At 52.6% G+C, this 19,730-nt stretch carries 17 protein-coding genes and 3 tRNA genes; 9 read left to right on the top strand and 11 right to left on the bottom strand.

What is annotated here, in order from left to right:
* Positions 1 to 123: 123 nt before the first annotated feature.
* Positions 124 to 1,272, bottom strand: a complete 1,149-nt coding sequence (locus P9H32_RS09070; RefSeq protein WP_322608581.1) for an AraC family transcriptional regulator — start codon at positions 1,270 to 1,272, stop codon at positions 124 to 126.
* Between the two features lie 529 nt (positions 1,273 to 1,801).
* Here P9H32_RS09070 and P9H32_RS09075 point away from each other — a divergent pair.
* Both P9H32_RS09075 and P9H32_RS09080 read left to right on the top strand, forming a co-directional pair.
* Positions 1,802 to 2,677 (top strand): sialate O-acetylesterase, encoded by an 876-nt coding sequence (locus tag P9H32_RS09075; protein ID WP_322608582.1) that lies wholly within the window; start codon positions 1,802 to 1,804, stop codon positions 2,675 to 2,677.
* 335 nt (positions 2,678 to 3,012) lie between these two features.
* On the top strand, positions 3,013 to 5,466 hold the full coding sequence (locus tag P9H32_RS09080) for a glycoside hydrolase family 2 TIM barrel-domain containing protein (protein WP_322608583.1): 2,454 nt from the start codon (positions 3,013 to 3,015) through the stop codon (positions 5,464 to 5,466).
* A gap of 265 nt (positions 5,467 to 5,731) precedes the next feature.
* Here the strand turns inward: P9H32_RS09080 and P9H32_RS09085 are convergent.
* Positions 5,732 to 5,808 (bottom strand) — tRNA-Asp (locus tag P9H32_RS09085).
* Between the two features lie 311 nt (positions 5,809 to 6,119).
* Between P9H32_RS09085 and P9H32_RS09090 the strand changes: the two genes are divergently transcribed.
* Positions 6,120 to 8,087 carry a hypothetical protein gene (locus P9H32_RS09090; protein WP_322608584.1) on the top strand — a complete coding sequence of 656 codons (1,968 nt, stop codon included), beginning with the start codon at positions 6,120 to 6,122 and terminating at the stop codon, positions 8,085 to 8,087.
* A gap of 7 nt (positions 8,088 to 8,094) precedes the next feature.
* On the opposite strand, the gene P9H32_RS09095 is transcribed toward P9H32_RS09090, so the two are convergent.
* Both P9H32_RS09095 and proB read right to left on the bottom strand, forming a co-directional pair.
* A complete protein-coding gene (locus P9H32_RS09095) occupies positions 8,095 to 9,351 on the bottom strand; it encodes a glutamate-5-semialdehyde dehydrogenase (protein WP_322608585.1) in 1,257 nt (418 codons plus the stop codon).
* Positions 9,352 to 9,365: 14 nt separating this feature from the next.
* On the bottom strand, positions 9,366 to 10,451 hold the full coding sequence (proB, locus tag P9H32_RS09100; protein WP_322608586.1) for a glutamate 5-kinase: 1,086 nt from the start codon (positions 10,449 to 10,451) through the stop codon (positions 9,366 to 9,368).
* A gap of 133 nt (positions 10,452 to 10,584) precedes the next feature.
* Between proB and P9H32_RS09105 the strand changes: the two genes are divergently transcribed.
* The 3 genes from P9H32_RS09105 to coaD are packed head-to-tail and all read left to right on the top strand — an operon-like array spanning position 10,585 to position 13,106.
* Positions 10,585 to 12,066, top strand: a complete 1,482-nt coding sequence (locus P9H32_RS09105; RefSeq protein ID WP_322608587.1) for an alpha-L-fucosidase — start codon at positions 10,585 to 10,587, stop codon at positions 12,064 to 12,066.
* Positions 12,067 to 12,624, top strand: coding sequence for a 16S rRNA (guanine(966)-N(2))-methyltransferase RsmD (rsmD, locus tag P9H32_RS09110; RefSeq protein WP_322608588.1), 558 nt, complete (start codon positions 12,067 to 12,069; stop codon positions 12,622 to 12,624). It begins immediately after the preceding gene.
* Complete coding sequence (gene coaD / locus P9H32_RS09115) at positions 12,621 to 13,106, top strand: pantetheine-phosphate adenylyltransferase (protein ID WP_322608589.1); 486 nt, start codon at positions 12,621 to 12,623, stop codon at positions 13,104 to 13,106. Before rsmD ends, coaD begins: the two co-directional genes overlap by 4 nt.
* A 2-nt stretch (positions 13,107 to 13,108) precedes the next feature.
* Here the strand turns inward: coaD and P9H32_RS09120 are convergent, their stop codons facing one another.
* From P9H32_RS09120 to P9H32_RS09150, 7 genes are all read right to left on the bottom strand, one after another.
* On the bottom strand, positions 13,109 to 13,684 hold the full coding sequence (locus tag P9H32_RS09120; protein WP_322608590.1) for a TonB-dependent receptor domain-containing protein: 576 nt from the start codon (positions 13,682 to 13,684) through the stop codon (positions 13,109 to 13,111).
* A 110-nt stretch (positions 13,685 to 13,794) separates the two neighbouring features.
* Positions 13,795 to 14,241 (bottom strand): MerC domain-containing protein, encoded by a 447-nt coding sequence (locus tag P9H32_RS09125; protein WP_322608591.1) that lies wholly within the window; start codon positions 14,239 to 14,241, stop codon positions 13,795 to 13,797.
* 20 nt (positions 14,242 to 14,261) lie between these two features.
* Positions 14,262 to 15,098, bottom strand: a complete 837-nt coding sequence (locus tag P9H32_RS09130) for a metal ABC transporter permease (RefSeq protein ID WP_322608592.1) — start codon at positions 15,096 to 15,098, stop codon at positions 14,262 to 14,264.
* Positions 15,091 to 15,765 carry a metal ABC transporter ATP-binding protein gene (locus P9H32_RS09135; protein ID WP_322608593.1) on the bottom strand — a complete coding sequence of 225 codons (675 nt, stop codon included), beginning with the start codon at positions 15,763 to 15,765 and terminating at the stop codon, positions 15,091 to 15,093. Before P9H32_RS09135 ends, P9H32_RS09130 begins: the two co-directional genes overlap by 8 nt.
* Positions 15,762 to 16,667: a metal ABC transporter substrate-binding protein gene (locus P9H32_RS09140; RefSeq protein ID WP_322608594.1), complete on the bottom strand. Its 906-nt coding sequence runs from the start codon at positions 16,665 to 16,667 to the stop codon at positions 15,762 to 15,764. Before P9H32_RS09140 ends, P9H32_RS09135 begins: the two co-directional genes overlap by 4 nt.
* A 9-nt stretch (positions 16,668 to 16,676) precedes the next feature.
* The gene (locus P9H32_RS09145) at positions 16,677 to 17,969 is read right to left on the bottom strand and encodes a hypothetical protein (RefSeq protein ID WP_322608595.1); all 1,293 of its coding nucleotides are present in this window, start codon (positions 17,967 to 17,969) and stop codon (positions 16,677 to 16,679) included.
* 59 nt (positions 17,970 to 18,028) lie between these two features.
* On the bottom strand, positions 18,029 to 18,364 hold the full coding sequence (locus P9H32_RS09150; protein ID WP_322608596.1) for a DUF2946 family protein: 336 nt from the start codon (positions 18,362 to 18,364) through the stop codon (positions 18,029 to 18,031).
* Positions 18,365 to 18,507: 143 nt separating this feature from the next.
* On the opposite strand from P9H32_RS09150, the gene P9H32_RS09155 reads away from it, so the two are divergent.
* From P9H32_RS09155 to P9H32_RS09165, 3 genes are all read left to right on the top strand, one after another.
* Positions 18,508 to 18,599 (top strand) — tRNA-Ser (locus tag P9H32_RS09155).
* A 106-nt stretch (positions 18,600 to 18,705) separates the two neighbouring features.
* The gene (locus P9H32_RS09160; RefSeq protein ID WP_322608597.1) at positions 18,706 to 19,140 is read left to right on the top strand and encodes a helix-turn-helix domain-containing protein; all 435 of its coding nucleotides are present in this window, start codon (positions 18,706 to 18,708) and stop codon (positions 19,138 to 19,140) included.
* A gap of 301 nt (positions 19,141 to 19,441) precedes the next feature.
* Positions 19,442 to 19,516 (top strand) — tRNA-Gly (locus tag P9H32_RS09165).
* Positions 19,517 to 19,730 lie beyond the last annotated feature (214 nt).

The following is a 19,730-nucleotide window of genomic DNA, read 5'->3' on the forward strand; positions in this document are numbered from 1 at the left end:
CGGTTGAACTGACCTTTTGGCATTTTCGGTATCAACGGTGTGCGGTTCGATCCTGTTTTCCGCGCACCGTTTTTTTTATGGACGATTTGTCGTGTGTGCCGGAAAAAGGATCTTATTCAGAGGTTAGCGAAATTGTTTGCGGTAAGCCGATGGGGAGATCCCGGTGGCATTACGAAAGGCATGAGAAAGATAGTTATAACTGGAATAGCCGCAGGCTTCGGCAATATCGGCCATGGGCAGGTCCGTTTCTGCAAGCAGTTCTTTTGCCCGGTTCATACGGAGACGGCGAATCTCATTATTCGGCGTGTGTTTGAAGACTTCTGAAAAGCGCCGTTCGAGTGAGCGTCGGCTCATGGGGACGACCTTGAGAATGTCGTTCATGGTAATCGGTTCGAAGGCATGTTTCTTGATGAACTGCATGGCTTTCACGAGACGGGGATCTTTCACCGCCAGCGTATCGGTGGAAAGCCGTTCAACAATACTTGGCGGCGGAATATAAAATGTTTCGGGTTTCATGGGTTCGCCGAGCATGAGCCGGTGAAGCTTTTCTGCGGCGCGATACCCGATTTGTTCGGTTGGTGAAATAATGCCGGAAAGCGGCGGAAAGCAGGAGTGACAGCCAATCTGGTCATCATTGCTGGCCAAAATGGCGATATCGTGCGGCACAGAAATTCCGAGGTCATTGCACAGGTTCACAATCCGGGAGGTTCCATTGATTCCCAGGCATAAAAGGCCGGCAGGTTTGGGCAGCTGCTGTAACCACGCGCAGAGTTTCGGCTGGGCGTCCGTCCAGTTTGGTGTGATTTCGAAAAAATGACAGGGCATGTTGTGGTTGCTTAAGGCCTGTTTGAATGAATTGATATAGTGAAGATTGGTTGGTTTTTGGATGGAGCCGACCAGTGCAATTGTTCTGAATCCTTTTTCAATGAAGAATTCTGCGGCCATTTCGGTTCCGGCTTTATCGTCGGTCAGAAAACTTGGAGCAGGAAGATTGGGGAGGGGATTGTCGTCGACGTTAACATAGGGAATGCCGTGTTCCGTCAGTTCTTTTGCGAGCGTTTCGGATGAGACCCGGGCAATAACACCGTCGCCTTCCCAGTTTTCAGGGAGATGATTAAACTGATTGGGGGCATCCCGTCTGATCCAGACCTTCCAGGGGCCGACTTCCTGGGCATATGCCAGAATTCCGTTCATGATATTCCGTCCCCAATCCAGCTTGGCATTCAGGAGGATGGCGACGTTTAGGATCCGGGATTCTGTTTTCATAGGCATAATTTCTCATATCGCGGATGGGCTTGGCGAGTTTTATCATATTCCTGACATGTTGCCTCTTGTATGACGGGTTGTGCTGCTTTGCATTACTTCATCCGGAAAAGGGGCTCGTTTTTCGGTTACATGGACGGTCTGGAGCCGGTATTCCGGACATTGGAAGAGCAGAAATCATTTAAGGAGGAGGAAAGATGCAAACAATAGGGTCTTTTTTCCGGATGATTTTTACGCGGGGTTTCCGTTTAAAAGCCGGGAACGGGATTTTCTGTTCCGGGATTGGCGGTTCTGCATATATTTTCGGCGTGCCGGCATCTTTCTCCTTTTGTGACAGGGAGGGAGCATAAAATGTTTAAGCGGGGATGTTCCGATGCCATGCGGCATCTTGATACGGGGCGGCGGAATGGAAAACGGTGCTCAAGGTGGTGTTGGCATTGGGGGATGTCGGAATACGGTTGCGAATTCTGTTTTAAAGATGGGTTCATCCGGAAAATACGCTTAAACAAAATGAAAAATATAATCTGGAGTTTGGCTAATGAGGCGGATCTTTATATCTATTCTGTTTTTTCTTACGGGCGCGGCGGGCTTTGCGGCACCTGTTAATGTCGTATTGCTCGGGGGGCAGTCAAATATGGCGGGTCGGGGTGAATTTTCCGAACTGGATAAAACGGTGAAGGAAAGGGTGAATGCTGTTGCGGACCGGGTGTATGTCAGTTCTCAGGGCCGGGAACCTCAAAAACTTTCCTGGTTTGATGCGGGAAAGCGTTGCCAGACGTTTGGTCCTGAATTGTTGATTGGGGTGACGCTTGCGGAGAACAGTCCCGAAGCGGAGTTTCTAATGGTCAAAACGGCTCTCGGCGGCACATCCCTGCATGGAGCGTGGAGCCCGGACTGGACGGCGGAGAAAGCAAAGGCATCCGAAAAAGGTGAAAAACGGCAGAATACAAAGCTTTTTCAGGAGCACATGCGGTCTATTCGTAAAAACCTCCAGGCTTTGGAAGAGGCAGGGAAGTCATATGAAATCATGGGTATGTGCTGGATGCAGGGGGAGAAGGATTCGCGACTGGAGCTTTCGGCTCTGCATTATGAGGAAAATCTGAAGCGTTTAATTGCGGCCTATCGCAACGAACTGGGACAGCCTGATATGCCGTTTGTCATTGGTCAGATCAATTGTCCGGTGCGTGGAAAAAATGATTTTCCGCTAGGACCGGAAACGGTGCGGAGGGCGATGGCCAGCGTGGCCGCAGAAGTTCCCGGAACCCGAATGGTGGCGACATCCACCGAACCGTCATGGGCGGATTTTCCAAAAAAGGGCGATCAGGTACATTATAATGCGGAAGGCCAGCGTCGGCTTGGAATTACGTTTGCTGAAGAGCTGATGGATTTAAATTCAGGCCGGAAGGTTCCATAAAAGCGGTTTCCGCTTAATTGCCCGAGTTGTTTCGGTCCGTGCTTCAGGGAGCATTTGAAAAGGTATCTTGCGGGAATCTGGATTCGTGCGGTCCGGATCTGGCTGTGACAAAATAATGTATAAACTCTGCTTGTTTCCTGCTATCGGGGGAGTTGAATTCCGTATAAATTGTCGGAATAACTTGGAAATTTGGGCTGAAGACCGTAACGGGCTCTGATTCCAGAGCGGGAAGCCGGTGTTCAGCTTCTGAGCCGGCGTATGCTTGAAACTGGAGCGTGCAGTTGCCGGCTAAGACCAGACCATGATGGAATTCCTAAGCCCTTGAGGTGTAAATAATGATGAATCGGATTGTACTTCTTTTTCTTTGCCTGCCGCTGCTGACCTGCGCGCAGCGCGTTTCACTGAATCTTGGAACCGGGTGGATGTTCGGTAAGGACGCTCAGGATAATGCCGCGATACCGTCGGACGATGATTTGGTCTGGGAGGAGGTAACCGTTCCGCACACCTGGAATACCGACCTGATCCAAAACCAGATCAACAGCGAACACTATCAGGGAGTCGGCTGGTATCGCCGAAGCTTGCCTGTTCAGCCGGACATGCGGGGGAAACGTCTGTTCCTGCGGTTTGAGGGAGCGTTGGCGTCAGCCGATGTTTTTCTTAACGATAAAAAGGTCGGCCGGCACGAGGGCGGTTATACGGCATTCTGCTTTGAGGTGACCGATCTGATCAACTGGAATGGTGAAAATACGCTGATGGTGAAGGTGAATAATGCTGATAATCCGAACATTGTTCCGGATGGAAGCAGGCTTTTTACCCGTTTTGGCGGCATCTACCGTCCGGTTGCTTTGCTGGTGACTGATCCGACCTGTATTACGCCGCTTGATTATGCATCGCCTGGTGTTTTTATCCGGCAGGACAGTGTTTCTGAAAAGTGTGCAGAGCTGACGGTTACAGCAAAACTCTCAAATGCACTCAAGACAGATGCTGCGATGGAAGTGTCTGTTCAGGTGATTGATGCCGTCGGAAAAGTGGTTGCCCGGGCGGTTGATCATGTGCGGGTAGGTGCGGGGGAAACTGTTCCCATGGTTCGGAATCTGACCATAGAATCACCAATTCTCTGGGGGGGACGTGAAAATCCTTATCTTTATACGGTCGATGTGGAGGTCCGTCGCGGTGGAATAGCTGTGGATAAAGTTACGCAGCCGCTCGGGTTGCGTTTTTTCCACGTCGATGCCTCGACCGGATTTTTTCTGAATGGAAAACCATACAGAATGTACGGCGTCAGCCGGCATCAGGACTGGGAACATGAAGGCTCGGCGCTGACTTTCAAGCATCATCAGCACGACGTGGCGGAGATGATGGAGATCGGCGCCACAACCGTTCGTCTGGCCCACTATCCGCAGGCTGCGGATATGTATAACCTGTGCGACACCAATGGCCTGATTGTCTGGGCCGAAATTCCTGTGGTGCAGGGCGTGAATGTTAAAAGGTATGCCGGTGCATTTGAAAATGCGAAGCAGCAGCTGGTGGAAATGATCCGCCAGAATTACAACAACCCGTCGATCTTTTTCTGGGGGCTTTATAATGAGTGCTGGATTGATGCCGACAAGGTGCAGATTCTGCACGATTTGGCAAAGGCGGAGGATCCGGGCCGTTTGACCACGGCGGGCAGCAACCAGAAACTGTCCGAAAAACATCACATCACTGACGTCGTGTGCTGGAACAAATATCCAAGATGGTATGGTGGGTTTGATTTGGAGAAATGGGCGGACGATTTGCATAAAACTCATCCGGATCTGAAGGTCGGGATCAGCGAATACGGTGCCGGCGGCTGTATTGATCAGCACCAGATTCCGCCGAAAAAGCCAAATCCGACCAAAGGACGCTTTTTCCCGGAAGAGTATATGAACCAGATTCATGAGGAAGTCTGGCCGATGCTCGAGGAACGTGAATTTTTCTGGGGAACCTATCTCTGGAATCTGTTCGATTTTTCCTGGCCGGGCGTCACCCGCGGTTCACGGATCAACCTGAATAACAAAGGGCTGATTACTTACGACCGTCAGACGCGTAAGGATCCCTTCTATTACTACAAAGCCAACTGGTCTGACGAACCGGTACTTTATATAACCAGCCGGCGGTTCATAGAGCGGAGCAATCCGCAGACGCCGGTGAAGGTATATTCCAACTGCGGGAAAATTGAACTGACGCTGAACGGAAAAACATATCCGGCCCCGAAAAGTTCATACGGAGTAACGGTCTGGCCGAATCTGACGCTGGTCGAAGGAGAAAATCGGGTTGAAGTTAAGGGGATCAAAGACGGGCAGATTGTAAAAGATGCCTGCGTATGGATTCTTAATACAAGTGCCTCTGCTGTTCCCGGGGAGAAAACGCAGACTGTCGAGGAGCGTTCCGTGGATGTGTCGGCCTTTACTGTGTCCAGTGAGCAGAAACACAAAGGCCATGTGGCAAAAAATGCATTCGATAACCATTCGGACACTTTCTGGTGCGCTGCTCAAGAACGTGTTCCGCAGTGGATTGTAATGGACCTGCTGCAGGAAACCGATATCGGCGGTATCTCGATTCTGTGGGGCCGGAAAGGTCGGTATGAATATACCGTGCAGGTTTCTCAAGATGGTCAGAACTGGAAGACGGTGGTAACGAATTCGAAAAAAGGGCAGAAGAAAAATCATCAGTTCACTGCGCTGGCCCGTTTTGTCCGAATCCACTGCACTCAGACTCCGCCCGGCAGCCCGGTGGCGATTCGTGAAATCAATGTGTTGACCCGGTGAGCCCCTCATCGAGTGCATGCTGAAAATCCGGATCCGGATATCGGGAAGACAGTATAGAAGACGAAACCAGATTATTTGTCTTTGTATACAAGGGGGAGACGGTATTTTGTGCCCGTCTTCCGCCTCTGTATTTCCATCGCCATTTTCCGTCTTTTAAACAAAGCGGATGAAACCCTGCGGGGTCTTATGTTCTCTGGCGGAAAGGGTGGAAAAAAAACAAGGGTCTGCTTTTCAGCAGACCCTTTAAAACGTTATTTCAAATCAATGGCGAGGATGACGGGACTCGAACCCGCAACCTCCAGCGTGACAGGCTGGCGCTCTAACCAATTGAGCTACACCCCCGTTGAAAGAGCGGATATAGTATCCATTTCGTTCATTCGCGCAAGTGGAAATATTCACTTTTTTTTCAAAGCATGCGTAACTCCTTGGAAACGGCGGTTTACGGCGGATTTTTTCACGGTTAAAGCGGTATGGATATGGTTCGTTTCCGCCTGAGTGGTGGCTATTCCAAAAAAATGTTTCCCTGTTTCACCGCTTTCATTTTTCAAAGGGGCTATCTACAGTAAGTCGTAATAAGAGGTTAGGCACAGGTTCTGCTGTTTACTGATATTTTATTGCAGGAGCCGAGGACAGGGAGGAGTCCGTAGATCGACATGGAATCATTGGTTAAATATTTAGTGGTTATTTTGGTGAGTCTGGTGTCTTCGTGGATACTGGTTCCGTGGGTGAAAAAGCTGGCCCCTGCGCTGAAGATGGTGGATGAGCCGGATGAGCGCCGGATTCATAAGGTGCCGATTCCGCGGTGCGGAGGCATTGCGGTTTTTATTGCCACCCATCTGGCGTTGCTCGTGGTCTATTTCGGGCCTTGGCGAAATCTTGCCGGATCCACTCAGCTCAAGGAATGGATTTTTATTCTCGCGGGGTCGACGCTGCTGTTGCTGGTTGGAATTTTTGATGACCGGTTTGACATGCGGGCCTGGTTTAAGCTGCTGGGGCAGCTGGGTGTCGCGTTGCTGATGTATTTGGGCGGATTTTCATTTGAAGCCTTTTTGGGGATGGAGCTGCCGTGGGTTATCAATCTGGGCGCGACGTTATTCTGGTTTGCACTGCTGATTAATGCATTCAATCTGATTGACGGAATGGATGGGGCCTGTGCGGGACTGGGGATGATTGCCAGCGCGGGGCTTGCCGGTATGCTGCTTTCGCTGCGTCAGCCTGCGGATGCGCTGGTGCTGGTTGCGCTCGCGGGAGCGTGCCTTGGATTCCTTCGGTATAATTTTAATCCGGCTTCGATTTTTCTGGGGGACTGCGGAAGTATGTTTATCGGCTTCATGCTGGCCGCAGTGTCGCTGAAAGCCAATGTGCAGCAGCAGATGGTGGTGGCACTTGTTGTGCCGTTGCTTGCCGTCGGTGTTCCGGCATTTGATGTCATTCTCGCGGTGTGGCGGCGTATCGGCCGGAAGTTGGTTTCCATGATCCGGAATGATGAAGTGGCGACTAAGGTTTTTGGTCCGGATCTGGATCATATTCACCATAAACTGATGCGCAGCGGCATGACGCAGAGGAAAGCGGCCATTGCCCTCTATGGTGCGGCTATTTTCATTTGTCTGATCGCTCTTGGTATGACGGCGATGAACGATAACCGGACAGCATTGCTGATGGTGGGCATGATTGTTGTTCTCCACGTGGTAGTTCGCCGAATTGCCCAGATTGAATTGTGGACTACGACGCAGGTAGTGCTGCAGGGGGTCAGACGTCCGCGTAATCTGGTGGGTATGCTGGTGGCAGTTGGATGGGATATTATCTGTCTGCTGTTTGCCACCTACTTTGTTTTCGGCCTGGTGCTGCAACGCTCTTTTTCCATGCTGCATCTGGCGGTCTGTGTGACGATTCCATTTGCTACGCTCTTTTTCTATAATATCTACCGGGTCGTCTGGACCCGGTCCCGAAACTCGCAGCTTCTGGTTCTTTTTCTGCAGTTACTGGCCGGCGAAGCGCTGGCCTATGTGGCTTTGCTGTGGGCTTCGGATTTGAGCAGTCAGGAGCTGGCGCTGGGGCTCACATTGCATATGATTATTTCTTCTACGGGCATTGTCGGCATGCGGTCTTCACTCCGTATTGCGCGTGATATGAATGCCTGGCTGCGGTGTTCGGTGGGATCTGACAAGGATGTGAAAACACTGATGCTCGGGGCAGGGGAGAATGCGATTCTTTTTCTGCGTCAGGCAACGTTTGAGGATCAGCAGAAGGCTCCTCGTAAAATTGTCGGTATGATTGACGATAATCCGGCGCTGTATCACAAGTCGGTTTTCGGGTATCCGGTGCTGGGAAGTTTTGAAGAACTCGAGTCGGTGATTCAAGAGCAGGGAGTCAACGAGCTTATTTTTACGCATTACTACGATGATGAGTTGCGCGCAAGAATTCTGGCGCTAAAAACGAAATATGATCTTCATATCCGTGATTTTATTTTTGTTCTTCGGGATTTGGCGGAGGATGGGAGCAGCCGGGGAATTCTCAAAGCGTACTCTGTCACTGAAACCGATCCGACCAAGACGGTGAGTATCAATCCGGAAAAAGCGGAAACTGCTCCGCAGGAGCAGCCCCGTCCGGTCAGCGAATAAGATTCCCTTATTCGCGAATCTGTCCGTCGCCTTCGATCACATATTTATAGGTCGTCAGCTCTTCAAGCCCCATCGGTCCGCGGGCATGGAGCTTGTCTGTGCTCACTCCGATTTCGGCGCCCATACCGAACTCCGCGCCGTCGGTGAAACGGGTTGAAGCATTTACATATACGGTGGCGGAATCCACTTCGTTCAGGAACTGGACGGTGGCCTTTTCGTCTTCGGCCACAATGGCGTCCGAATGGCCGGAGCCGTACGTATTAATGTGTTCAATCGCCGCTTTGACATCGTCCACCACTTTAATGGAAAGGATCAGGTCGACATATTCCGTGCGCCAGTCCTCCTCTTTGGCCGGAATGGCGGTGCCGATTAACGATGTGGTCCGGCTGTCGCCCCGCATCTCAACACCGTTCTGGTCAAAAATTCCACCCATTTTCGGAAGGAATTCATCCGCAATATCTTGGTGGACGAGCAATGTTTCCATGGCATTGCAAACCCCGGGTCGCTGGCATTTTGCATTTTCAGCAATCCGGAGGGCCATTTCGAGATCGGCCGAGGCATCCACATAGGTGTGGCAGACGCCGGTGTAGTGTTTGATAACCGGAACGTGTGCCATTTTCATGACCGCCCGGATCAGGCCTTCGCCGCCGCGGGGAATAATCAGGTCGAGATAATCGGTCATCTGGCACATCACTTCCACAGCCGCGCGGTCGATGGTGGGAATCAGCTGGATGCAGTGTTCCGGCATGCCTTTGGATTCGCCGCCCTTCTGCATGGCTTTGGCGATAGCCAGATTAGAATGAATGGCTTCTTTTCCGCCACGGAGGATGACGGCATTCGAGGTTTTGAAGCAGAGTGCTGCCGCATCGCAGGTTACATTGGGGCGCGATTCAAAGATGATGCCGATAACGCCGATCGGGACGCGGCGTTTATGAATTTCCAGTCCGTTCGGGCGGTTCCAGGTGCTGATTTCCTCGCCGACAGGATCCTGCAGTACGGCGACATCGCGCAAGCCCTTAATCATGCTGTCAATGCGGGCATCCGTCAGCTCCAGTCGGTCGAGCATGGCATTGGTCAGTCCGGCTTTGCGTCCGGCTTCAAGATCCTTCTGGTTTTCCTGCTGGATCAGTGCACGCTGAGCGTCCAGCTCTTCGGCCATGGCTTCCAGAATCGCATTTTTTTTGCGCGTTGAAAGGCGGGCGAGTTCACGGCTAGCCGCTTTTGCCTTTGCACCGATTTCGAGTACCTGTTCTTTAATGTCCATGTTTTTGTTCCTTCCTAAAGAATCACCATATTATCGTGATGAACAACTTCACCGGATTTTCCGGCAGTTTTTCGCCCCTTTAAATCATCGATTTCATGACTCGGGAGTTCGACCAGTCCGCGAGCAACCGATTCGCCGCTCGGGGATTGAATATCAACCATTGCGCCCGTTTTGAAATTTCCTTTGACCGCTTTGATGCCTACCGGCAGCAGGCTTTTTCCTTTTCGGAGCGCATCAACAGCGCCGTCGTCGATTACCACACAGCCCTCTGCCCGGTTGAAGAACGCAATCCAGCTTTTTCGCTTGGACATGTTTCCAGCCTTTGGAAAAAGAAGCGTGCCTTCGTCCTGTCCCTGGAAAATATGGGCCAAAACGCCGGGCTTTCGTCCATCGGCAATGACCACGGGAATTCCGTTGTGCGCGGCAATCTGTGCGGATTTCAGTTTCGAAGCCATACCGCCGGTCGACAGATTGTCGGCTTTATCGGCCACCAGCGCGAGCACATCATCGTCGACCTCTTCAATATAAGAGACCCGCTCATCGCCGTTGCGCAATCCATCGGTCGTGCTCAGCAGGACAAGCGCATCGGCATCAATCAGAATCGAAACCAGAGCGGCCAGCACGTCGTTATCACCGAATTTAATCTCTTTCGTGGAGATGGTGTCGTTTTCGTTGATAATCGGAATAACCCGGTTTTTGATCAGATTGATCAGCGTATTTCGTGCATTCAGGTGGCGGGTACGGTGTTTCAGGGCATCGTGGGTGAGCAACACCTGTCCAACGTTCACGCCGTTGGCCTTAAAAAGTTCGTGGTAGGCACTGATTAATGAAATCTGTCCCACGGCTGCCGCCATCTGCAGGTCCGGAATATCCTTCGGGCGGCGGGCAAAATTCAGGGCATCGAGTCCCGCTCCGACGGCACCGGAGGAGACAAAGGCGAGTTCGCCGCCGTCATTCCGGATGGCGGAGAGCTCGTCCACCAGTGCCTTGAGCTGCTGATGGTCGGGACGTCCGGTCTGTTCCACCAGAACCTTGCTGCCCGCTTTCACCACAATCCGTTTTGCGTTTTTAAGGGCTTCTCTATGTTTTCGCTGCACCATGCTGAATCATCTGGGTTAATTAAGCCGTTGGTGCTATCACATCACATTGCGCTTGTCGAGTCGTCCATCGTTTCGTGCTTGTGCCGTTAATTCTGAACATGCACGATGATCGATTCGGAATTACAGGAGATTTATGATGAAACGTGTCGTTATTTTATGGGCTGTTGCCGCTCTGCTCAACGGGTGTGCCAGCAGAAATGCCGAAAAATATGAACCGACCTGGAAATCGCTGGCAAAACATGAGGCCGAACCGGAATGGCTGAAAGATGCCAAACTCGGCATTTATTTCCATTGGGGGCCGTATTCGGTTCCCGCCTATGGAAACGAATGGTATCCGCGCTGGATGCATTTTGAAAACCGGAATGAATATAAGCACCATCTCGCAACCTACGGAAAACCGTCTGAATTCGGTTATCACGATTTTGTGCCGCTGTTTACCGGTGAACATTTCGATGCTGCTGAATGGGCGGAGCTCTTCCGGAAAGCCGGCGCAAAATTTGCCGGCCCCGTGGCAGAGCATCACGACGGATTTTCGATGTGGGATTCAGAGATCACGCCCTGGAATGCGGCCGACAAAGGGCCGAAGCAGGATATTCTCGGCAATCTGTTTGCCGAACTTGAAAAGCGCGATATGAAAACCATTGCCACCTTCCACCATGCGCGGAATCTTCAGCGTTATTCCGATAAACCTGCTGAAAAAGGGTTTCAGGACAGCCATTATCCCTGGATTGAGGGTCAGCCGCCCACATCCGATGATCCTGAATTACGGCTGTTATACGGCAATGTGCCGGAAGAGGAGTGGAACGAAACCATCTGGCTCGGAAAACTCAAAGAAGTGATCGACCATTATCAGCCCGACATCATCTGGTTCGACAGCTGGCTAGACCGTATTCCGGAAACATACCGTCAGCGGTTTGCCGCTTATTATCTGAATCAGGCCGAAAAATGGAATAAAGACGTGGCGATCATCCGTAAACAGAATGATCTGCCGCTGACCTTCAGCATTAACGACCATGAAAAATCGCGTGAACCCAAAGCCCTCAAAGAGCTCTGGATGACCGACGACACGATCAGTACCGGCAGCTGGTGCTATACGCAGGACCTGAAAATTAAACCGCTCAGTATGGTGATTCATGCGGTTGTTGATACCGTGGCCAAAAACGGCGTCGTGCTGCTCAATATTTCACCGAAAGCCGATGGCACCATTCCGCAGGATCAGCGCGATGTGCTGCTGGGGCTCGGGGCATGGCTGAATAAAAACGGAGAAGCCATTTATTCCACCCGCCCGTGGATCAACGCCGCCGAGGGGCCGACCGCCGAGCCGGAAGGCGGATTTGCCGCCCGTAAAAAATTCATGGCGCTGAAGTACACGGAAAAGGATATCCGCTATACGGCTTCCAAAGACGGGAAAACGGTCTATGCCATCATCATGGGAATTCCAAAGGCGGGAAGCGAAGTGCTGTTTAAAACGTTTGCCGCTGAAAAAATCGCCGTGAAAAGGGTGAGTACCCTCAACGGCTCCGCCGTGGATTGGAGCATGACGGATAACGGTCTTTCAGTTAAGGCTGTCGCGACGGACGATACTGCGGCTACGGTGTATAAGGTGGAGCTTTAAATGAGAATTACGAGCGGGCTATTACGCAATCGTCGGTTTCAGGTGCCGGATCAGGAGGTCCGGCCGACCATGGAGGCGGTGCGCGAAGCGGTTTTTTCATCGCTGGGTTCCGTGGAAGGGCTGCATGTGCTGGATCTGTTTGCCGGTTCCGGAGCACTTGGGATGGAGGCCTGGAGCCGCGGGGCGGAATCGGTCACGTTTGTGGAGCAGCATTCCAGAGTCTGGAAAAACCTGCAGCGCAACCTTGAAGAACTGAGCCATCCGGATCTTGGAAAAACGAAGGTGTTTAAATCGGATGCCGTGCGCTGGCTGAGCCGGGCCGGCGAAGCGTTTGATGTTATTCTGGCTGATCCGCCGTATGATCTGCCCGACGCCATGGAAAATACCCTGGCCGGAATCGTTGCGCATTCGGTGTTGAAACCCGATGGCGTACTGGTGTACGAAATGCGGGCGAAGGGCGACCCTGTTGTTTCCACGGACTGGAAGCTGCTGCGGGATAAACGCTATGGCAAAACGCGCGTCCTTATTTTGAAACTGAACTCTGAGGATGCACGATGAACGAAGCTGCTCTTTGCGCGGGAACCTACGACCCCATTACCTACGGGCATCTCGATGTGATCGAACGCGCCGCCCGGATTTTTCCGCGTGTGGTCATTGCCGTGGCGCCGAGCCACGGAAAGAATCCGATTTTTACCGTGGAAGAGCGCATTGAGTTCGTCAAACAGTGTACCGCCCATCTTCCAGGTGTTGAAGTCGAAGTGTTCAAATGCCTGCTGGTTGATTTTGCCCGCAAAAAAAATGTCCGTGTTATGGTGCGCGGTTTGCGGGCATTTTCCGATTTTGAATATGAATTTCAGATGGCACTGATGAACCGGAAACTCGATTCTGAAATCGAGACGATTTTTCTGATGCCGAAACAGGACTATTCCTACGTCAGCTCCAGCAATGTCCGCACCGTGGCATCGCTCGGCGGGGACATCACGCAGTTTGTTCCGTCACCGGTTCAGGAAGCGCTTAAAAAGCGTTTCCTGAAGAAGTAAGTTTACCAGGTATACACTAAAGAGGCGTAGAAGAACCGGCCCGGCTCATTGACGATTGCCGGAGTGGAAGCCGCCCCGCTGATGACATCCCATTCATAGGAATTCGCCTTTGTGTAGGCCCGGTCGAACACATTATCCACACCGGCGTTCAAGGTGTACGATTTGAATCTGAATCCTGCGCGAAGGTTCATGATGTCCCATGCGGAAAGTTCCTGTTCCCCGGCATCGGTATCAATGTTTTCAGCAGCGGCGGAATGGACCCATTCAATGGTTCCGAACAGCCCGGTTGCTTCCTTGTTCCATAGATTATCTTTATCATAATTGAGGGCCAGTTTTCCTTTCAGAGGAGCGACCTGACCGAGATCCTTGTCGGTATTGTTATCGGGGAAGCTGTCTTTGCGGCCTATCTGGCAGGCGAGTCCGCCATCCACAGAAAATCCGTAAATGAGATCAACGCGGGGTTTGGTTTCCGGACTCTGGAAAATCGGTCTCGGAATGTTCGCAGCAGTGGTGGCGGCAACCCTGCTGATGACTATGGGACGCGGCAGCGCCGATGGCGTGCAGCGGCATATGGCCATAGGGCAACAGAACCAGCAGAAAAATATAAAGTCCTGCAAGGGAGGTGCGTGTCAATTGCCTGTATATGCTTATAATCACTATTGGATAGTGGGATTATTCCCCGTACCAATCAATGACAACATCCGGTTTTTCGGCAGAGCCTGAAGTTCCGCACATGGGCGGAGGCCAGGAACAGACCGCCGATGGTATTGATCCAGGCGATCGGCGGTACTCCATCGGTTACGGCGCGCGAACAGCTGCTGCAGGAGGCGCAAGAACTGTGGGTTGCATATTCGATAGCCGTTACGGCAATCATGATGCCGAGTCCGGTGAGACTGAGGGCGGCCGTCCATTTGTCTTTGTGTTTCCGGCAGCCCATAAAAATGGAAATGCTGGTGGTCGGAAGCACCAGCAGGAGCATCCAGAGGTGGAAGTGTTCGTGTGCAAACAGGCTGGCGGCAACAATGGGCAGCACGGCGAGAACGACGGGCATCAGCAGGCAGTGAATACCGCAGAGAACCGCCATACCGATGGCGAGCTGGTCAAGAAAGGTGGATACTTTTGGAGTAGTAGTCATCGTATTCAATCTATGGGAGTTCAGTTTTGGTGTTCAATCGGGAGCAGACGTCGATACACGCCCGATATAATGGAAACAAGAACAAATAAGAAACAACTGGCCATGCAGATGGTCTGGTTGGTGGGCAGGTCAAAATTGAACGAAACCACCATGCCGGTAAACGTTGCCAGCATGGCCAGCGCCGGAGCAATCAGCAGTACATGTGCAATTCGTTTGCTTGCCACCAGCGCCGCGGCGGGGCTGACCACCAGATAGCAGAAAATAAGCAGGGCACCCGCAATCTGCGAAGCGGCGGAAATAACCATGCCGAGCATCAGGAAATAGAGCGATTCCCAGATCCAGGTTTTAATGCCCAGAACCTTCGCGCCTTCCCGGTCCATAAAGCTGTACAGAGTCGGTCTCAGAATACAGATAAACAGAAGAAGTGCGGGGGTCAGAATCCCGAACAGGATCTTCAGTTCCTTGGCGGAGGCCAGAATCAGGTCGCCGTACAGTACCGCATTGATTTCCATCAGACCGGGCCCGCTTTTGGAAACCAGCAGAATGGTCAATGCCGTCGCCGCAATGAAGATGATACCCATCAGCGTATCGCGCGGAATCCGCTGATTTTCAAACGGGATGGCAAACAGACTGACCGCTCCGAGAACCAGCGCAAACGAACCTGCAATCGGCGGAATCCCCAGCAGGAACGAGGCAGCAACACCGCAGGCGGCCACTTCGGAAAGGGTAATGCCGATAAAAACAGCACGTTTCAGAATCACGAATACCCCGAGCAGTGCGCAGACGGCGGAAATCAGCAGTCCGGCGGTCAGCGCCTCGGGAAACTGGCAGTAGAGGCAGGACATGGCATCATGCATCGGCCGCACCTCCGTTGAGTTTGACGATTTCAGCCCGTCCCCGTCCAACCCGGCAGATGGTGTCGGTGAGGGTTCCGGCCAGTTCCAGATCATGATGGACCATGAGTACGGTTTTACCGTCGTTCTGATTCAGCTTCATCAGATGTTCCAGCACATCGTGTTCCGACTGCTCGTCCAGTTCAGAGGTCGGTTCATCCATAATGATAATGTCCGGCTGCCGGACCAGCGCGCGGGCAATGAGCACCTTCTGTTTCATGCCGCCGGAAAGTTCGCGGAACGTTTTCTGCATATGTTCCGCCATACCGAGTTCTTCGAGGGCATGGACCACTGCTTGCTTTTGCCGGGAGGTCAGCGGCCGGAACAGCCGGCGTTCTGCAGAGAGCCCCATCTCCACAATCTGCCGCACAGAGATGGGGTACAACGGGTCAATGACCCGGTGCTGCGGAACATAACCTGCCGGGGTCTGCCGGAACGGCGTGTCAATTTTGCCGCGCCGGATCGGAACAAGGCCGAGCATGGCACGAAGCAAGGAGGTCTTGCCCGATCCGTTGGGGCCGGTGAACGGCAGGAAAATGCCGCGCGGAATCTGAAGATTCACGCTATGCAGCACTTCCTGTCGTCCATAGGCAATACAGACGTCCGAGCAGGTTATGATCGGGTCATTCACTCAGGCTGCTCCGTAAGACGCTTCACGATCAGATCGATCAGCGCAATATAGTCATCCGCCTCCGGATCACTGCCGGTGAAGATAGGCGCCGTCACAACATGTGCACCGGTCTTTCCGGCCACTTTTTCGGCCGCCTTGGTGCTGTACCACGGTTCCTGCAGGATGATTTCAATATCATCGGCTTCCACCGTCTGAATAACGCGGGTCAGGTGCGCCGGGCTCGGCGGAACGCCGGGTTTGGGTTCCAGCTCGATGGCAATGTCGATGCCGAACCGCTCGCAGAAATAGATCCAGCTCTTATGGTAGGTCACAATGGACTTCCCTTTCATCGGTTCAAGTTTCTGCTTCCATCCGGTCATCTTTTCTTCGATTTTATCTGAAAAGGCCGCCGCATTTTTACGGTAGGTATCGGCATTTTCCGGATCGAGCAACGCGAGGCGTCCCGCAATATCGGCGGCCACATGCTTTGCATTCTCCGGATCGGTCAGATAGTGCGGGTTTCCTGCAGCATGGACATCACCCATGGCCCGGGTCAGCATGCCGGCATCCGGGATTTCCAGCTTATGGATGTGTTTCGATGCATCGAGATGACCCAGTTGGCCCGGCCGGATATCCCGGTTGCGGGAGCCGTTGATCACCGGCATTTCCCAGCCGATTTCCAGTTCCATGCCGGTACGGATCCACAGGTCCGCATTGCGGGCCATTATGATGTATTTCGGGCGCGCCTGCAGATGGTGCGGATCCTGATTGCCTGTGGCAATCGATTGCACCTTGATCAGGTCACCGCCGATGGTTTCGGCAATCGATCCCAGGTCGGATGTGGTGGTCACCACGTTCAGCTTGCCGAAACTGATCGCCGAAGCGGTCAGGGCGAGAAAAAGTATGCCTGTTTTTTTTAACATGATGATCTCCTAGAAGCTGTGAGCGCCGTGGGCACCGAGTGAGAAGGTCAGCTGTACAAAAGCTTCCCAGACGTTTTCCGTACCTTCATCGCCGAGATCATAGTCGCCGTTGTTCACCTGGAAACGGATCTGCGAAAATTCCGAAGGCCGGAAATCAACCATGGCCGAAGCCCGCCAGCTGTCGCCGAATTCCTCTTTGGCTTCACCCGGTTCCTGTTCTTCATTGGTTAAACCGACCTGATCCCAGCGCAGACCGGCGCGCCAGCGCGGAAGAAAACCATAGGTGCCCTGAATATAGTAGCCGTCCTGGGCACCGGTAAGTGCGCTGCCGATTGGAGCTCCGGCATCCGTGGAATCTTTCAGGTCCAGATCCTTGTCGCGATAGAAATATTCCGCCTGCACCACCGCATCGCCCTGTCCATAGGCTTTTCCGGAATTGTACTTATAGACGATGTCGCCCCCGAAAAACATGTTGTCGCCATCGTAGGCATATTCATCCGGTAGAGCCCCTTCTTCATGAACTTCCTGATGACTGCCGCTGGCGCCAAAGAGGCCGAACTGCAGTTCGCTGTTGTCGAACTGGAACGGAGCCAGTTTCACCCAGCCGACGCCGAGGCGCGGGCCGTCGTTTTCCGGCAGGTCAACGTTTTCGCCTTCTGCCTGAACATACATATTTTCATTGTCGCCCTGGAAAATCTCCGCACCGAACAGGAGATAGACCGGAGTCGGAGCGAGCCAGCTCACCTGTACCCCTTTGTCGTTCAGGCCGTGAGAGCCCAGCGTCAGCTCATAGATCAGCGGCTGATCGGTGAAGTCCCACTGGTGGGCATGCTGGGCATTAATATAGCCGAAGTTACTGAAAAACTTACCCGCTTTGGCCTGAAGCCCCCACGGCAGCCCGGTGGTTTCTGCCCAGGCTTCTTCGATTTCCGCCCCTTCTTCGGAAACAGCGGCAATGGCCTGTGCCCGGAAGTAATTATCGACTTCGGCATAGAAGCTCAGCTCAAGATGCCGCAGGTTGAATCCGTTTTCATAACCGTGGTCGTGATCGTGTTCATCCTCGCCGTGAGCATGCCCTCCGAATCCGGCGACTTCCTCCTTCATATGGGAAAGGCCTTCTGCGGAGTCTTCATTATAGTAGAACATGTCGATGGTCGCCGAGACGGCCGGATTGAAGGCACGCAGCGCGCCCGTTGAGTCATTAAAAGTGATTCCGGTTGCTTCCGCCGTGTCCTGGGCGGAAGCATTGAAAATAAGTAAAGTTCCCGCCACAACCATGGCGGAAGAGTTGAGATAATTCATGGGTTCTCCGTGTATTAAATTTAGACTGTAAACCTGCCGGGGCAGGGGAATAGCAAAGACTAAACCGTCATACACGGAGGGGCGCGCGCCTGATGCGGCTGCCGGGGTTGCTGATTGGTGAACGTATATTCAATCGCGAAGGACTCTATTAAAACAAAAAGCGGCTTCGGGATCGTGAAAATCGAGGGGAGCTCAACCGGGACGACGACCAGATGGCAGAGTCCGCAGTCATGGTGTTCGTGGGAATCATCCGCCGGAGTTTCCGAATGCGAGCAGCCCGAGCTGCAGGCGGATTCCAGAACATCATGATGGGCATGCAACGGCATATGCAGCCATGGCAGTAAAACCATGAGCAGCAGATAAGTCGTACTTAAAATGAGACGAATGTGGTTCACGGCGCGAAACAAACATGATTGTTTCAGTCAGGTCAAGCCGTTGGAGTACAAAAACGGTCTGGTTTTACGGCTCGTTTTTTCCGTAAAATCCCGGTTGCTTTCCCGAAATGAAGTGTGTAGCTTTCCCGACTTATTCCACGTGAGGAGAGGTGTCTGAGTGGTTTAAAGAGCACGCTTGGAAAGCGTGTGTGCGCTTTACGGTGCACCGGGAGTTCGAATCTCCCCCTCTCCGCCATTTTCCAGACCATCGGCCCGTGCCGACGGTCTTTTTTTTTGTACCTATGATTGAGGCCTGCTGCTGGTTCCGGTACATCTTACCTAACACAACAAGGAGATTCACGATGTCCGTAATGAAGTCGCTGCAAGCAGAAATAAGCCGGCTGGCCCGGAAAGAGATTAAAAAAGAGCTCGAACCGGTGAAGCGGGTCTGTGCAGCTCAGCGCGGGTATATTGCCGATCTGAGGCGTGAGATTGCCGCGTTGGAAAAGGAAGTTTCCCGATTACGCAAAATGACGGGTGCGCCTGAGCCGGTCAAGGTTGAGGAGTCGGAAAAGGGGTTCTGGATTTCCGGAAAAGGCGTGGTTTCGCTCCGTAAGAAACTCGCTTTAACTCAGGCAGAGCTGGCGCAGCTCGCCGGGGTAAGTGCCCAGTCGGTGGTGAAGTGGGAAAAGTATGAGGGCAAAATTCCGCTGCGGAAAAAAGAAACTGCGGTTCGACTGCAGGGGATTCGCGGAATGAGCAAAACCAAAGCCCGGGCTGAGCTGGAAAGGGAATAGCCCGGTTCAGATTGCGGGCGAATTCGTCCGGCGGAGCGCGGTAAACGCATACCGTTAATATGCGCCGCGCATAATTTCTGTACTTTTTGGGTTGCAAGGTGCGCCTTAAAAATACATCTTCTGCGCCTTCGTTCCATGAACGGAGATGCGGCGCAGAAATCAGCATCGGTGCATACCGGACAAATGCTGCCTTTCGGGGCCGGCGAAAGCGGGTGGTTCGACTCCCCCCATCTCGACCAGCGTTCCAAGGATTGGAACTGCGATACCGAAACCCGGGAAGGGACGGTGCGGAACGAAATATGCGAGCGTAGCTCAGTGGTAGAGCCCCACCTTGCCAAGGTGACTGTCGTGAGTTCGAATCTCATCGCTCGCTCCATTTTAAAACCCGGTTCGAAGCTTCGGACCGGGTTTTTTTATGCCCTTAAATCATGATTATAATGATCAATAATAAAATGATTTAAGCAAGATAAAATAATACTTGCATGAACAGCGGGTGAGCGTAACCTATCGGATGCTGATAGGAGATCTGTTCAGCAAAACAGGTTTAAGTTCTTAATCAGCACGGGAGGATTTATGAGCAGTGCCCTCTA

Origin of the sequence: Pontiella agarivorans (assembly GCF_034531395.1) — a bacterium.
Taxonomy (GTDB): domain Bacteria; phylum Verrucomicrobiota; class Kiritimatiellia; order Kiritimatiellales; family Pontiellaceae; genus Pontiella; species Pontiella agarivorans.